At 48.4% G+C, this 15304-nt stretch carries 13 protein-coding genes; 2 read left to right on the top strand and 11 right to left on the bottom strand.

The genetic code is table 11. The annotated features are described in order from the left end of the window. Nucleotides 1-53 precede the first annotated feature (53 nt). From FPL14_RS27980 to FPL14_RS27950, 7 genes are all read right to left on the bottom strand, one after another. Complete coding sequence (locus tag FPL14_RS27980; protein WP_182300798.1) at nt 54-947, bottom strand: carbohydrate ABC transporter permease; 894 nt, start codon at nt 945-947, stop codon at nt 54-56. Between the two features lie 10 nt (nt 948-957). Further along, nucleotides 958-1881 carry an ABC transporter permease gene (locus tag FPL14_RS27975; RefSeq protein ID WP_182300797.1) on the bottom strand — a complete coding sequence of 308 codons (924 nt, stop codon included), beginning with the start codon at nt 1879-1881 and terminating at the stop codon, nt 958-960. Nucleotides 1882-2217: 336 nt separating this feature from the next. After that, the gene (locus FPL14_RS27970) at nt 2218-3906 is read right to left on the bottom strand and encodes a methyl-accepting chemotaxis protein (RefSeq protein ID WP_182300796.1); all 1689 of its coding nucleotides are present in this window, start codon (nt 3904-3906) and stop codon (nt 2218-2220) included. A 215-nt stretch (nt 3907-4121) separates the two neighbouring features. Beyond that, nucleotides 4122-4988, bottom strand: a complete 867-nt coding sequence (locus FPL14_RS27965; protein ID WP_182304196.1) for an AraC family transcriptional regulator — start codon at nt 4986-4988, stop codon at nt 4122-4124. A gap of 169 nt (nt 4989-5157) precedes the next feature. Then, nucleotides 5158-5919, bottom strand: coding sequence for a carbohydrate-binding protein (locus FPL14_RS27960; RefSeq protein WP_182300795.1), 762 nt, complete (start codon nt 5917-5919; stop codon nt 5158-5160). Between the two features lie 272 nt (nt 5920-6191). Next, complete coding sequence (locus FPL14_RS27955) at nt 6192-6728, bottom strand: flavodoxin family protein (RefSeq protein WP_182300794.1); 537 nt, start codon at nt 6726-6728, stop codon at nt 6192-6194. 16 nt (nt 6729-6744) lie between these two features. Then, entirely contained in the window at nt 6745-7545 is an 801-nt protein-coding gene (locus FPL14_RS27950; RefSeq protein WP_229264023.1) for a transporter substrate-binding domain-containing protein, read from the bottom strand. A 297-nt stretch (nt 7546-7842) separates the two neighbouring features. On the opposite strand from FPL14_RS27950, the gene FPL14_RS27945 reads away from it, so the two are divergent. Next, a complete protein-coding gene (locus tag FPL14_RS27945) occupies nt 7843-8268 on the top strand; it encodes a VOC family protein (protein ID WP_182300792.1) in 426 nt (141 codons plus the stop codon). 113 nt (nt 8269-8381) lie between these two features. Further along, nucleotides 8382-9047 carry a DUF6199 family natural product biosynthesis protein gene (locus FPL14_RS27940; protein ID WP_182300791.1) on the top strand — a complete coding sequence of 222 codons (666 nt, stop codon included), beginning with the start codon at nt 8382-8384 and terminating at the stop codon, nt 9045-9047. A 4-nt stretch (nt 9048-9051) separates the two neighbouring features. Here the strand turns inward: FPL14_RS27940 and FPL14_RS27935 are convergent, their stop codons facing one another. From FPL14_RS27935 to FPL14_RS27920, 4 genes are all read right to left on the bottom strand, one after another. Beyond that, the gene (locus FPL14_RS27935; protein ID WP_182300790.1) at nt 9052-10143 is read right to left on the bottom strand and encodes an RCC1 domain-containing protein; all 1092 of its coding nucleotides are present in this window, start codon (nt 10141-10143) and stop codon (nt 9052-9054) included. Nucleotides 10144-10203: 60 nt separating this feature from the next. Beyond that, entirely contained in the window at nt 10204-12351 is a 2148-nt protein-coding gene (locus FPL14_RS27930) for an ABC transporter transmembrane domain-containing protein (protein WP_182300789.1), read from the bottom strand. 143 nt (nt 12352-12494) lie between these two features. Then, the gene (locus FPL14_RS27925) at nt 12495-14792 is read right to left on the bottom strand and encodes a carbohydrate-binding module family 20 domain-containing protein (RefSeq protein ID WP_182300788.1); all 2298 of its coding nucleotides are present in this window, start codon (nt 14790-14792) and stop codon (nt 12495-12497) included. Nucleotides 14793-15058: 266 nt separating this feature from the next. Further along, entirely contained in the window at nt 15059-15304 is a 246-nt protein-coding gene (locus FPL14_RS27920; protein WP_220471191.1) for a glutaredoxin, read from the bottom strand.

Here is a 15304-nt window from a genome sequence, read left to right as displayed (position 1 = left end):
TTAATATGTTAGCCGCAGAAGGTTGAAATTCCTCTGCGGGAATAACCCCAATTTCATCCTTTAACGGCTCCGATCGTCAAACCTCTCACGAAGTAACGCTGGACGAACGGATAGAGGAACACGATTGGTCCCGTGGCGATGATGGCCATAGCCATCTTGGTCGATTCCGTCGGGATGTCCCCTCCGAGCGAAACCCCCGTACCCGCACCGAGTTGGTTAATGAATTGGATCGTGTTGATTACGTTATAGAGATAGAACTGAAGCTGGTATAAGTCTTGGTTGTTAATGAACAGCGAGGAAAGAAACCAATCGTTCCAGTACGCCAGCGCCAAGAACAGTCCTACGGTTGCGATTCCGGGCATCGACAGCTGAAGAACGATGCGGTAATAGATTTTGAAATCGTTAGCTCCGTCGATTTTGGCGGATTCGATGATTTCGTCGGGCACCGCCGAACGGATGAAATTTTTCATCAAGATAATGAGAAACGGAGTCATTAATCCCGGGAAGATCAGCACGGTGTACGTATCCGTCAGCTTAAGATGTTTGGTAAGGAGGATATACCACGGTACCAATCCCCCGCCGAACAACGTCGTGAAATAGATGAAGAAGGAAAATCCGTTACGGTACTTGAAATCTTTTCGCTGCAGAACGTAACCCGCCATCGTAATGAAGAGCAGGCCGAGCAACGTTCCGACGACCGTCGTGAAGGCGGTAACCCCATATGCCCGAAGGATATGTTCGGGGAAGCGGAACACCAATCGGTAACCTTCCAGAGAAAACACTTTCGGAATCAGGTGGAATCCGTCCTTCAAGATGGATTCGTTCTGGGTAAACGAAGCGGAAATGACTAGCAAGAAAGGGAATAGACAAGCCGCCGTTGCCATGATGATGACCGAATAGGCAATCCCATGGAACAATCCCGTATATTTGTCGTCTTTGATCTTCATGGTTACCCCCCTAGAACAACGCGTAATCTTCGTTTACTTTGCGAATGATCGAATTGACCGTCATGACCAGGACGAATCCGAACAGCGATTGATACAAGCCTGCCGCGCTTGCCATTCCGATATCGAAGGTCACTTTAAGCGAACGATATACGTACGTATCCAAAATATCCGTCGCGTTGTACAGGACTCCGTTGTTGCCGATCAATTGATAGAACAAATCGAACTGACCCTTCATAATGCTGCCCAGGGCGAACAGCAGAAGAACGATGAAGGTCGTCTTCAGCATCGGAATCGTCACGTACCACGTACGTTGGAAGATGTTAGCTCCATCGATTTTCGCCGCTTCGTAGTATTCGTCGCTAATGCCCGTGATGGCCGCCAAGTAGATAATCATGCTGTAACCGAGGTTTTTCCAAATATAAAAGACGACGACGAGGATAACCCATACCCACGGCGTGTTGTATACGTCGACCGGCTCCATGCTGAACGATTTCAAAAAGGTGTTAAGGAATCCGTTCTCGTAGCTGAACAAGTTATAGACGATGACGCTAAGGATAACGAAGGAGATAAAGTACGGTAAAAACATGATCGACTGCGTCAGCTTCTTGAACCACTTGATTTTTAATTCGCTTAATAGAACCGCGGAGATTATGGCGAGTACATTGCCGAATAGGATAAATGCGAGATTGTAACCGAGCGTGTTCAAGGTCAGCTTCGTCAAGATGCCCGACTTCCACAGAAATTCGAAATTTTCGAACCAAACGAATTGACTGTTAAATAAGCTCGTATTGAAGTCGAATCGGGTAAAGGCATAATAGATTCCGACCATGGGAACGTACGAGTTAATTAGAAAAAAAACGATCGCGGGCAGCAGCATCAAAAACAAAATCCGATTGGCGACCATTTCACCGAATAACGTTTTTCTAGACGGCATTAGAAGTAAGCCTCCCCCTATTCGTTCACAGGTGTGAACTCGATTGTTCAGAATCGATTGAACGATAGCCGCACCGCGTCCTGCGAACGGCTTCGTACAACCGGGTTGCATGACCACAGTCTAAGGCCGCTCTATGCACTCGGGGTAGAGAAACATTGCGAAAAAGATGAACAAATCAAAGGATTTCATAGTGAACAATTTGAATATTTGTGAAAAAAGCCGAAATCATCGTTCACGGGAACGCAAAAACGGCGACTTCCGCCCGGGTTTTAACCGGGAAGAAATCGCCGTTCGCTATCGTGTTCATTCATAGGCCATCAATGTTTTGGAGCCAAGTTATACCGTAAACTTCTTTACGATCGTCTGCAGGTCTTTGGCTATTCCGGACAAAGTCTGCGAGGATTGCGTCATCTCTTCGCTAGATGCGAGCTGTTCTTCGGTAGAAGCGGCAACCTGCTGCGACATACCAGCGGTTTGCCTTGCAATGTGACCCATGTTCGCGATCGATGCCGCGACTTCCTCCGAGCTTGCGGCAAGCTGCTCGGCTGCCGCGGCAGCCTCTTGCACGCGGCTCGATACATCGCCGGTGGAACCGACGATCTCCTTAAACGCTTGCTCGGCATGCTCTACCGCGAGTACGCCTTCTTGAACCTCGGCTAAGCTTTTCTTCATCGTCTCCGCCGCGCTGACCGTATCGTGCTGAATCGACGAGATCAACTCGATAATGCCTTGGGACGACTCATCGCTCTGTGAAGCCAGCTTGCGAACCTCGCCGGCTACAACCGCGAATCCTTTGCCATGTTCTCCCGCCCGAGCGGCTTCAATCGCGGCATTCAAAGCAAGCAGATTCGTACGCGCGGCAATATCGCTAATAAGCGCGGAGATTTCGCTGATTTGAACGGACTGCTCTTCCAGCTTGCGAATCGTATCGCTGGATCTTTCAACCGACTGATACACTCTGTGCATGCGATCCGTTACGTCTTCGATGCGCTCCAACCCGTTATTCGCGAGGATTGCCGCGTTCTGGGACAGTTCGGATACTTCGCCGGTCGTCTCGGCGATTCGCTGCACGCCTTCGGCCATCTCGTCTATGACGCGACCGCATTCGGTCGCCGTGTTCGCTTGTTCCTCGGAGCCGGTTGCCACATGCCCGATCGACTCCGATACGTGTCTCGCCGCTTCGGAGTTTTGCTCGGAGCTGGCAAACAGCTGCGCGGATGCCGTCGCAACCGATGTCGAAGCGTCTTGCATTTGTCTAACCGACTGTTGCAAGCTCGCCAATGTTTTATTAACGGATTCCATCATGGTGCCGAATTCGTCCTTGCGTTTGATCACGAGCGGATCCACTTTAAGATCACCAGCGGAAATACGATTCATCATATTGGTCGTCGCTCGTAACGGCCTTATCAAGTTCACGATCAATGCCCAAGCCAGAAGCCCGACGACAAGTAAAATCGCGATCCCGAGATAGAACAGCGCAGACGAGGTTTGCGTGTACATATCGTCGCTATCCGTCAGGCTTTGTTCCGCTCCGTTGTGGTTATATTCGATTAAAGCATTAACGGAAGTCCGTACATCCGCGAAAGCTTGTCCCACGTCCTGCATGGCTTGAGCTTGTTCCTCTTTAGTCGCGGTCGTCGACTTGGTTGTTGCAAGCGCTTTCTGGAACCGTCCCCAAGCATCCTTAAGAGCTTCGTAGTCTTTCATATCCCCTTCGCCCGATGTGTCCCCATATTTAATAATCCCCTTATCGATGGACACGACCAAAGAATTGCTTGTTTCATTTAATGCCTTTACTTGCTCGGGATCTTTTTGAATCATGGTTTGGTAATAATTGCTTAGAAATTGCTCAATGTTCAAGTTGACTTGGTTAATCGTCTCGATCCCGAACATCCAATTCGTCGTAACATCCTTCGTAAAATCTCCCATTTTCTTGATTTGCGTTAATCCGTTCAACCCTAGCACGACGACAAATACGAGCACGATTAAAAAAGAGCCGAGCAATTTCGTTCTTACCGATCTCATTATTCTCCCCCTGTTGCGATTGGCATTGGTAAAAATATGCACTAACTAACAATATCATAGTGAGGCGCCCGTTAAAAAACCATTAAAAATTTACATGAGCTGTAATAAAAAGGGTTTTATTGACTGAGTATTTTTTTCCCATTTGCTTTGAATTCCGCAAAAAAACCTTCAGACAATAAATCGGCTGAAGGTCGTTTATTCATGAAGGGTAGTGGTTAAATCGATCGAGGGTTTAAGGCTACGGGTATCCAAATTTCGCTTTTGTAGGTCGGCGAAGAGATGTCCGGATGTTCGTTCCACAATATTTCCGGCCCTTCCGCAAGTTCATAGTTCGTGGACGGAAACCATTCGGAATAAATGCGTCCCCATACGTTTTGAAGCGTGCCCGGAAAGGGGCCGACTGCTTCGAATACGGCCCAAGCCGATGCGGGAACTTCAAGCTGCGCGAGATGAGCCGGACACTCCTCCGTCGTCGCCACGCCGATATAATGATCAAGCTCCCCTTTTTCCTCCATTCGCCCTTCGGAGAAATTCGCTGATGCGCTAAGCATTCCAATCGGAGAAACATTGGATATCTTTTTCAAATATCGTATCGTCTCTTCATTTAGACTACCCGCCAACGCGGCGATTTCCGGATTCACGCCTTCGAATCGAATCGGAACTCTTTTCATGATCCCTACGATTCGAAACGCTTCTTTTTGTTCCACGCGGTAATTCATTTCGTTTCCCCCTTTAATGGTCAGCTGAAAGGTCATTCTTGGATAGGCCTTTAACGATTGGCCTTTGCCTTTTGCCTCGCTTGGCGTAATCCCGTGCAAGCTTTGGAAAGCTCTTGCAAAGGCGTCTGGCGATTGGTATCCGTATTTGACCGCCAGGTCGATGATCTTGATGTCGCTCCGGTTTAGCTCAAACGCCGCAAGAGTAAGCCGTCTGCGTCGAATGTATTCGGATAGCGATACACCGGCTAGGAAAGAAAACATTCTCTTAAAATGATACTCCGAGCACAAAGCCAATCTCGCCACTTCTTTGAAGTCGATCTCTTGATCAAGGTTATCTTCAACGTAAGCTAACGCTTTGTTCATGTTCTCAAGCAATTCATGAACACCTCCTTCGCATATCTATAAAATAGCAGAAGTCGTTAACTTCCATCCGACTTTTCGTGCACGATTGGAATGGGTGTAAATCGGAAACATAAAAAACAGGACCGAGTGCGGAATAAACCGCCTTCGATCCTGTTTCTTGAAGGATTAGTTAGTTTAGAACAAAGTTATTGCCATAGTTATTGTCCCAATACGTTTGTCCGTTTGCGGTTAAGGATAACGCGTACTTGATCTCGGTCGCACCCGGGACGCTGAAGTTGAATTTCCAGTTTTCCACCGTGCCCGAAGGATTTGCGTTACTGTAGTAAGTAGCGTTTCCTTCTTGATAGGTTGCCCAGTTATCGGTCGTGTACCGAACTTTCACCGTTTTCGTCGGGCTTAGATTTTTAACGTAGAAAGTGCCGCTGAAAGTGCCGTTAGACAATTCCGCATAACCATTCAGCACGCTTGCTTTACCTAAAATAACGGAAGGCGTGCCCATGTAATACGGTACGTTGTTATAGTCCGCGCCTCCGTTGTTATCCCAGTAAATATTGCCGTTAACCTTGTATTGAATCGCGAACTTTATGAAAGTGAGGTTCTGCAACTCGGGATGATAGGTGGAAAACGAGCTCGTGGAAATCAGAAATTTCCATTTCTCGTGAGTTGCATCCGTAGGTCCCACGTAATTAGCATTGATATCGTGCCATTGAACGTTGTCGGTCGTGTAATGGACGACGACTTCCTTCGCGTATCCCAAATTCTCGACCTCGATGTTGCCGCTAAACTCGACATAACCGTATTTGTAGGTGAAAATATGAGAATCGATAAGCTTGACCTCATTGCCGGCTGCAAACGCCGATCCTGCGAAGGAAACACCAAAAATCACGGCAAACATCATCAATCCTGCTACTAGCTTTTTCATTGCTTTCATTGCGATCTCTCCTCTTATCCTATTTTTTTCTCTATTGGTTTTCTAGTCTGACATGATGCAAAAAATACTTTGTTAGACGAGTACTAAATCGTCCCTCCCTTCTGTGGTCTATTGGAAACAACAGTAGCCATTTCATTTAGGAAACCGGTTCCCTTCCTTCACTATAGCTTTGGGAAATTTTACTGTAAATAGTAATAAAGGTGGTAATTATGATAGAGTTTGTCGAACGCTGCGGGTAGGATTTTGTCGAACGAACAACCGCCGGAACGCCTTCATGGACGCCATTTTGCTCGGATGTCCCGTACCTTCGCCAATGCCTCGGCATCTTGCGCGATATCCCCAGGCTTATTGCCTTGACCAAGGATATGCCCGGCAAACTTCGTTCCCGTAAAATCGAAAATATGCTGGAATTGCTGAACGAGCGCATTCCCTTTTATTCGCGGCTCGTCATCGCCGACGCCTATGAGCCAAGCCGTTTTCGTGGCGAATTTTGTCAAAAACCCTGCCCGATCCTCCCGCAAAGACTGGGACCAACGATCGATGAACGTTTTCGTTAAACCCGACGCGCCGTACCAATAGATCGGCGTCGCGAACACAAGAACGTCTTGGACCAGCACTCGTTCGATCACATGATGATAGTCGTCATCGGGATAAGGCCCCTTTTCCCCGTGGCGGTAGTCTCTTATAGGCTCAATGATATACTCGGACAAACGAATTTTATCGGCTTCAAATCCTTCGACTAACAAATCGGCAAGTTGCTCCGAATTTCCGTTATGACGCGAACTTCCGTAGATTACGGCGATGCCCATTATTGATCGACCTCTCTTATTTCGAAAAATCTTGACCAAGCCATTCCGTGCTGAGCTTAGCCAGCGTACCGTCCGCTTTTAGCTGCTTAATTGTCGCATCAACGGCATCCGCAAGCTTCTGGGACTCCGCATCGTCCTTGCGGAATACATACAGAATGTTCCCTTCGTTAAGTGCATTGCCTACCGTTTTGAGCTTGCCTTCTGGATCTTTGATCGGGAGCAGAAAATCGGCTCCGAGCGTCGCGTATACGCGTCCGGATGAGATCTGCGGAACCTCGTCGTTGGCATCCCCTTGCTGGTAAACGATCTCAATGCCTTCTTTGTTTTCTTTGTTATATTTTTCAAGTAACTGGGCTTGCGCGCTTGTCGGCCCGATCAGTACCTTCTTTCCCGCCAAATCGGCTAAGGTCTCGATCGGATCGTTATTGCTCGCCGCTACAATGATTTTGTTCCTCCAGTAAGCGTAAGGCTCCTTGTTAAACGAAAACTTCTGTTCCCGCTCCGGATTTTTCTCGAAGAGATGGGCCGCAATATCTACTTTCTTCGTCTCAAGACTAAGTAGGATGTTGGAAAAATCCATCGTTTGGAACTCGAATTCATATTCGGCCAGACGCTTATCGATCTCTTTAATGACCTCGACGTCGTATCCGGTCAGCTTACCGTTCTCGTCGAGAAAGGCTACCTGCTCGAAATCGTTGGCCGTGCCGACGGTGATCTTCTTGACTTGCGCGGATTCGTCCAAAGTCGAGTTCGATCCGCAACCGGCTGCGATAATCGCAACAATGAGCAGCAATACGTAAACCGTGATTTTTTTCAACATGATTTCCTCCAATGTTAACTTCGATTAAACTTATAATTCCTATGGTTTATATTGGAATTATAGTTGAAACAACTCTAGCACTGACTGTATTTTATTGTCAATTACAACGCTAATAGATAGTATCTATCGTCTTATGTAAATTATCAATATAGGCACTTCGTATTCAACCTCAATCACCCTTGCGCATTCGCGGAACCTTCAATGTCGGCATGCGTATTTTTTTTATTTACAGGTAAATGATACAATAGGGATGAAAGGCTTGTTTCCCTCATTTACCATTAAGGAGTGAAGTAAATGTCTATCGATGTTTATCTTAATTTCAATGGCAACTGCCGCGAAGCTGCTGAGTTTTATGCAGAGGTGTTCGGCACGGAGAGACCGAAGATCATGACATTCGGCGAAACGCCGCCTAACCCCGAGTATCCGCTTCCCGAAGAGGCCAAAAACTTAGTCATGCATACGCGGCTTAATCTCGACGGCAGCAACGTGATGTTTTCCGATGTCTTTCCCGGCATGCCGTTTAACCCGGGAAACAACATTAGCCTCTCCGTCGTCAACAAAGACATCGACAAAATTAAATCGCTCTTTCACAAATTAAAAGAAGGAGGCACCGTAGGCATGGAGCTCCAAGAAACGTTCTGGAGCAAATGCTACGGAAGCCTTAAAGACAAGTTCGGAATCGAATGGCAGTTCAATTACGACAGCGGCGAGACGTGGTAAACGGCTAACCTCGAAAAAATAGCGTCGGAAGGCTCATCCTTCCGACGCTATTTTTTGTTTTATTGTCATCGTTGCTCTACACAGCCATCATACCTTACGGACACCAGAGACCAATGGTTATTGTCTGCTTAATAATAGCGGCAACCGGCATCGCGTTCTTTGCCCGTTCCTATTTCTCCGAATCCGTATTTTACATCAATCAGCACAGATATAAAACGCATGAGGAGCACGGCGAGTCCATTCGATACCGTTCCGGCGCTGCGCCTTCCGTCGAAGTGCAAATCGAGATCCAGAATAGAAAACTCATCATCGACGGTCAAACCTATACGATCAGCAGAAGCTCAAACGTGCAAGGCACGCGATTTAAAATCCTCTACCCAAACGGGCATCAATATGAAGTCGACGATCATTCCGGAACTCTAATGAGCGTCGATTCCAGCGGAGAACCGTTAATGGAGTCCTCGTTTTACGTTAATGGCCAAAGAGTTATTCATGAAGGAGAAGAACGGTTCTTTCCTAGTTCCCTTGTTATCGCCGCCTATTCCGAGTATCACTCCAAACAAGGCAGCCCGGTCTTATTCGGCCTATCTTTCCTCTTATTGATTTACGGATGGTGCGGATACCGATATCTCAGGTTTCAAAAATTAATGTTCATTCTCTCGTTACGCTGGATATGGGTACGGGACCCGGAACCTAACGTTTTTTACTATTTCATGTGCAAGGTAGGCGGTGTCATCGCGATGATCGGAGCGGTGTTGCTTGCCTTAAAATCATTGTAAGACGCTACATCCCGGGAACGGTCGGCACCAACAATCCCGAAATATCCGCTATGTCCGGTTTCGCTCCGCCGCTTGTGCTATTATCGCCGGCAATCGCCAATGTTCCGTCACGCTTTAACCCTAGCGTGAAATACTCGCTAGCATCGATGGCAACGATATCCTTCCAATCTTCGATGTCGCGTTGTCCGAAAGCTCCGCTGCCCGTGGAGATTACCGTACCGTCACTGCGCAATCCGACGGTATGCCGGTCTCCCGCGGCGATTGCCACGATATCGTTCCAACCGTCCACGTTGCACTCTCCGAACCGGTTGTCGCCCGCTGCGACAACCGTGCCGTCTTCCTTCAAGCCGATAAGTCCGCCTGAGGACGTTATCGCTACAATGTCTTTCCAATCCTTAGTAAGGACTCGTATAAGTTCATTGCCGGCTACGGACACCGTACCGTCCGCATGTAATCCCGCTACGTAATGGCCCCCGTTGGCAACGGACACGATCTTTACCCATGCTTCCGCAGCGGCTATGTCCTCCTCGACCATACTCGCGCTTACGACTTTAACGGCGCCATTCTCTAACAGCGCGATTAAATTGGCCGGATAATTTCCATCGAATGCTAGGATATGCTCCAACTTAGGCATAGCCTCTATTACAAGGCTCATAGCCGATGTCGAACCTACGGTAGAAGCTTGCAGCTGCTCGGAAGTCCAGGGAGAAGTCGTCGATAATTTCCCGTTCGCATCCAGTCCTTCCATATACTCTCCGTCTGTCGATAGTGCGGTTAACTGCTTCCAATCCCCAGCGCTCTTCGAGTCTTCGTATCCTCCTGTATAGACGACGGTGCCATCGCTTTTGATCGCGGCGATCACGGAGTTGCCGGCTCCGATATAATCGCCGTTAATCAAATATCTCAATCGAGCAACGGCGCTTCTCGATTCCTTATAATCGCCTAAATCCGTTAGCACGCCTATGGCTTGCGGATAACTGCCTTGCTCAATCAATCGCATTCCCTGTCGATACGATTCTTCCTCCTTGCTGACGGACTGACATCCCGCCAACAGTGCAACGAGAACGGCAACGCCCCATACCCCGTATTTTCTCAAGTTCTGTTGCCTCCTATGCTCAAGCCAAGTCGAACAGGCTCCTCCATAAAACAAAGCGGATCATTTCCGCTGCTCCAGAGCAAACTCCAACGTCTCTACGATTTGCGGATATTGCGTCGCAAGCCGATGGAACGTTTCCCGCCTTACGGACAACAGAACGGCCGGACTAGCCGCTTTGACTGTGGCGGTGCGGGGAATGCCTCTAAGCAGCGCGATCTCGCCGAAATAATCGCCATCGGCTAATGCCGCTACCTTCTTCTCCCCCTCGCCGGGGAACGCCTTTAGAATTTCGAATTTACCGCGAACGATAATATAAAATTTGTGGCCTTCCTCTCCCTCGCGTACGATGACATCGCCCTCCTTGCACGTTTCGGTCGACAGCATGCCGGCGATCTCGCGAAGCAACGGAAGCTCGATGCCATGGAAGAAAGGCAGCTTCGCAAGCCATTCCACGTCCACCGTAGCGTGGAGCCCATCGCCTGACAGTTGAAAGCCATGCTGCTTGTCCCAAAGTCCCGCATATAGGCCTTGCTTGCTCAGAAGCTCTTGATGGGTGCCGGACTCCAAGATTCGACCTCCCTGAAAAACATGAATCATATCCGCTTCCATTACGGACGCCAGCCGATGAGTAACGGATACGATCGTCGTATGAGGCCGGATTTCTTGAATCAGGCCATTGATATCCGCTTCGGTCGCCGGGTCTAAAGCGGACGTCACCTCGTCTAGGAGAAGCAGCTTCGGTTGACGCAACAGTGCCCTGGCAATCGCGATTCTCTGTCGTTCGCCGCCTGACAACGATCCTCCCTCATGATGAATCCATGTATCGTAGCCTTCAGGCCATTGCGAGATAACATCGTGAATTTTTGCTTTCTTAGCAGCCTCAAGCATCTGCTCTTCCGAACGATCGGCGTTGTCTAACAGCAAGTTGTCTTTGATTGTCGCGTTGAACAGGAAAGTATCCTGACTGACCAGCGTAGTCAGCTGGCGCAATGAAGCTTCGCTAACCGTGCGCAGATCGCGATCGTTGATTCTAACCGCGCCTTGCCTCGGATCATAGAAACGCGACAATAGCTGCAGAGCCGTACTTTTGCCCGAACCGCTCGCTCCTACTAATGCAACGTAAGTACCTGCAGTAATGCGCATACTGACGTCCTGCAATTGATTCGTATCTTCCGTATAACCGAAAGTAACCCGGTCCATCTCTAACGAAGCCATATCGGAACTCAGCTCCACCGGACGCGCCGCCTCCTGGACGGAAGGCTGTTGATCGAAGATTTCTTCGATTCTCCGAAAGCTTATGCTGGATTCGATAATGCTCGGAATGAGGAAGGATAGATTGGTGCCGGCTTGGCCTACGCTCATAAATAAAGTAAAGAAAGCAATAAACCCGCCGACCGACATTTGGTCATGGAAAATCAAATAACCGCCGAAGCCCATCATGATCCCGTTCAATATCATTAATGCCGTTAAAGGCAGGCGTTCCATCAATGAATTGGTTACGTGAAGCTTCATCCCGAAAGAAAACAACTCGCGAATTTGCTTTCCTGCCCTCTCCCGATACCGTGCTTGTTGATGCAAGCCTTTTATCGTTTTGTGGCCTTTGACCGCTTCGTCGATCGTATTGGAGAATCGCTCTTGGGCTTCCTTGTACTTCAAATTATCGGTTTCCGCCCTCCCTTGCAGTAAGCGGGGGCCAAGGAACATGAGCGCCGAACCGGCCAACATGGCTAACGTTAGCTTCCATTCAATGGAGAATAACATGAAGAGCCCGAGCAAGACACTTAAAGTCTCCTTGATAAAGAACGGACTCGAAGTACGGATCACTCTCTCTATCGAAGACATGTCCGAAGCAAACCTTGTGACAAGATCGCCAACCCGATATCGTTGATAGAAAGGAAGAGATTGTCGTTGCAAATGGCTAAATAATCTCTCTCTCAATATCCGAATGACTTCTCCGCTCAGCTTCCCTATCGAATAGTCCGCGCTTGCGCCCGCGACGATATTCAAAAATCCCCCGCCCAGCAACAAACATAAAATGAAGACAAACGCTCCAAAGTCCTTAGGCGTAAAAGCATCGTCCACCAAGTATTTCAAGCTCAACGGCGCGGCAACTGCGTAAGCGACTTCAATGAATGAACTGAATAAGAAAATAGCCATCAAAAACTTATATGGAATAAAATAGCGCAACATGGCTCGTATGAAATGCAACCTCGACCCGCCTCCTAGTCTGAATATAGATTACCTTAGTTTGGTAGGGTCGTAAACGGTTTGACTGGATATCCTTGTTTCAGGGCAAACAACAGCCCCACCTTCCGATTAGGATGGTGGGGCTGTCTCCGGCTTATGCCTTCTTAATTGTTGAAATTAAAGTTCACTACCGGATTGCTAGCCGATACGGTGTAACTGTGGTTAGAGCCGCTCTCCCATACTACATGGTTGTTCGCGTCCTTCTTAACCGCCTTGAACTGGACATGCGCCCCTGCCGGCAGGTTAACGGTAATCGTCCAATTCGGATAGTTCGGGTTGGCTCCCGGACCGATCGCGTTTGCGGGATTCCAATTGCCAAGCTCTGCTGCGCTGCCTACGATGTAAATGTTTTGGCCCGGAACGGTCGTGGCGTTGTTGACGTTAAACGTAACGGGAACAAGCTGATTGCCGCTATCCGGCTTACGATTCGTGACGACCCCGTCTTTGATCCACTTCTCCCCCGTTATCGAATAACCCGGTTGGTTAGCACCCGGAGTCTGATTGCCTCCTGAGTTAAAAATGACTTTCGCTTGCTTCCAGTTTGGCACTTCGTATACATACCATCCATCGCCTTCGCTCTGCATCGCGACGCCGGGCCAGGCCGTACCGATCTTCGTCGGAGATACCGAATCATCATAATAATACAGGTTAGGAGCGCCCCACTGGGATGGCTTGTAATAATGGACTTTCAGTGCGGGATTAGGATTTTCTTTGACGAAGGTAAAAGTCTTGGTTGTTTGCAGTTGAGCTTTAATCGCCGTAATCTTAAGCGCGAATGTAGAGCCGAAGGGAACTCCCGTTCCGATGCTAATACTTTGTCCGGAGCCGAAGGACACCGGTGTTCCATCGTTGAGCGAGTAGGTCGCCGAATCCGCGTTGGCGTATGACATCTTGACGTTCAATGTATCGGAATAAAATCCGCCTTCCGGAACGTCGATCGAAACCGTCGGTTCAAGCACGTCCGTCCCTTGGTACAGAACGGCGATTTTACCGCCGCCGATACTTCCCGTTATTCTTCCGTTCGATACGGTGAACGTCCCGCCCCCGCTCGCTTTATTCGTGTAGATGCCATTTGCGAGGTTCGTTGCGGAATCGATTTGGGCATCGCTGCCCAAGTTGACGATCGTCGTCCCTTTCGTCCCCCGGTCGATGAGCATGATTTCGTTTCCTTGCGTTCTCAAATATTCGTTCTGGCCGACCATCGCATTGTGGAATTTGTTGACCGCGGCAATATCGGCATCCTTCCACAGATTGTTACCCGCCTCTCCAAGAGTGTTTGCGAATCTTCCGCCATTAGTGACGGGTCTGTTAAAGAACAAGGAGGATGTTTCCGCGCGGGAAGCGATAAGCGCCCACCCCATCTTGATTTGCCAATCGTTCATATACGTCGATTCGCTGCTATCATTCGCATAACTGTCGTGGGATTCCACCCAGGTGACCAGTTTGTTTGGAGCCACTCCGTCGACGCTGAAATGTTTGGCATCGTTTACGTTTTTACCGCTATTATAGCCAACGGCGTGCCTGACGTTGCGTCCAAAATAGGAAGCCGTCACGGAAATATAATCATCATATGCACCGATATAATCTTTGCCGCCCTGAAGCACTTCGCCATAATTGAATAAATTTTGCTTGTTGTTCAAAGAACCTAACACTCGTGGCCAGAAGTTGGACGGGGCCTCATCGTTAGGAAGCTCGATATGCTTGGCGGCGTCGAATCGGAAGCCGTCCGCTCCTAAATTGATCGCATCGTTCAGGAAACCGATAATCATGTCCTGCAGTTCCTGATTGGCCGTATTCAAATCCGGCAGACCGATTCCCCACTGCGTAACTTCCCATCTTCTATCATAGCTTGTAATCCCCCTGGCCTCATGCCAGAAATACGGATTATTACGAATTGCCGGATCGACATTGTAAGCCGGCGTGTACTCGAGCGATCCTCCGCCGGCATTGCCCATATGATTAGCGACAACGTCCACGATAATGCTGATACCGTGCTTTTCCGCTTCTTCGCACAGGCGCTTGAATTGATCCCTGCCGCCTAATTGCGCATTTCCGATCTTGAAGTTCACCGGCTGATACAGAACCCACCAATAAGAGCCTCCCATCGAATTTTCCTTCGTGCCTTGAATCGGAGAAGTTTGAACCGATTTGAACCCTGCGGCGGCTATCGCCGGCAGATTGTCCGTGATCGTATCGAACGACCAGTTCCATGCATGGAAAATAAGACCGTCTTTCGTGTTAGCCGGAAGTCCGTAACTCTGCGTCGCGGCACCTTGAACATTGGCCGCGCCGCTCGTTTGCGAATACGCGTCGTCTTGCGCGACTGCCGTAAAGCCGAATGTCTGCAACAATAAAGCCACGAACAAAACCGCACTCCAAAATGACCTTCCCTTTCTTCTCATGACCTACTCTCCTCTTGGTATTTATTTGTTTTCAGCCTTTTAGGCCGTAAAACACGGAGATTGAAATAAGTCGGAAATGGAATTACATTTTAATGCAAACGTTTGCATGGTAACTACGAAACATTATGTCATCGATTCTTTTAAATGTAAATAGGTGCTAATTCTATTCATTTTTAGTAATTTCACATTTATGAACGATTTTAACTTTTCTAATAAAAAGGCAGTTCAACGCTCGAAATTCGAGTGCCGATCTGCCTTTCATCACGTTATGAATGAGATGCTTTTACGTTTTTTAGTTTATCGATTTCAACTAATTTCCCGTTTATCGTAACCGCGGGAAAATTTTCGATTCCGTAATCCGAAGCTTTGTTCGCCATGTTTGCGATACTGATTGGATCATTCAGGTTGTAAACGATCACTTCGCATTTGGAACAAGCTAGCTCCTTGACTTGCCTTACGACATCCTCGCATCTCGGACTGCCATCCACGAATACTTCGACTTTCGCGCTCAA

Origin of the sequence: Cohnella cholangitidis, assembly GCF_014107495.1 — a bacterium.
Classification (GTDB): Bacteria; Bacillota; Bacilli; order Paenibacillales; family Paenibacillaceae; genus Cohnella; species Cohnella cholangitidis.
The sequence above is the reverse complement of the archived record's forward strand: the minus strand, read 5'-3'. Positions and strand labels throughout refer to the sequence as shown.

Bases quoted from the DNA above. Each gene is read 5' to 3' on its own strand.
- FPL14_RS27980 (WP_182300798.1), bottom strand. From the start codon at position 947: ATGAAGATCAAAGACGACAAATATACGGGATTGTTCCATGGGATTGCC.
- FPL14_RS27975 (WP_182300797.1), bottom strand. From the start codon at position 1,881: ATGCCGTCTAGAAAAACGTTATTCGGTGAAATGGTCGCCAATCGGATT.
- FPL14_RS27970 (WP_182300796.1), bottom strand. From the start codon at position 3,906: ATGAGATCGGTAAGAACGAAATTGCTCGGCTCTTTTTTAATCGTGCTC.
- FPL14_RS27965 (WP_182304196.1), bottom strand. From the start codon at position 4,988: ATGAACAAAGCGTTAGCTTACGTTGAAGATAACCTTGATCAAGAGATC.
- FPL14_RS27960 (WP_182300795.1), bottom strand. From the start codon at position 5,919: ATGAAAGCAATGAAAAAGCTAGTAGCAGGATTGATGATGTTTGCCGTG.
- FPL14_RS27955 (WP_182300794.1), bottom strand. From the start codon at position 6,728: ATGGGCATCGCCGTAATCTACGGAAGTTCGCGTCATAACGGAAATTCG.
- FPL14_RS27945 (WP_182300792.1), top strand. From the start codon at position 7,843: ATGTCTATCGATGTTTATCTTAATTTCAATGGCAACTGCCGCGAAGCT.
- FPL14_RS27940 (WP_182300791.1), top strand. From the start codon at position 8,382: ATGGTTATTGTCTGCTTAATAATAGCGGCAACCGGCATCGCGTTCTTT.
- FPL14_RS27925 (WP_182300788.1), bottom strand. From the start codon at position 14,792: ATGAGAAGAAAGGGAAGGTCATTTTGGAGTGCGGTTTTGTTCGTGGCT.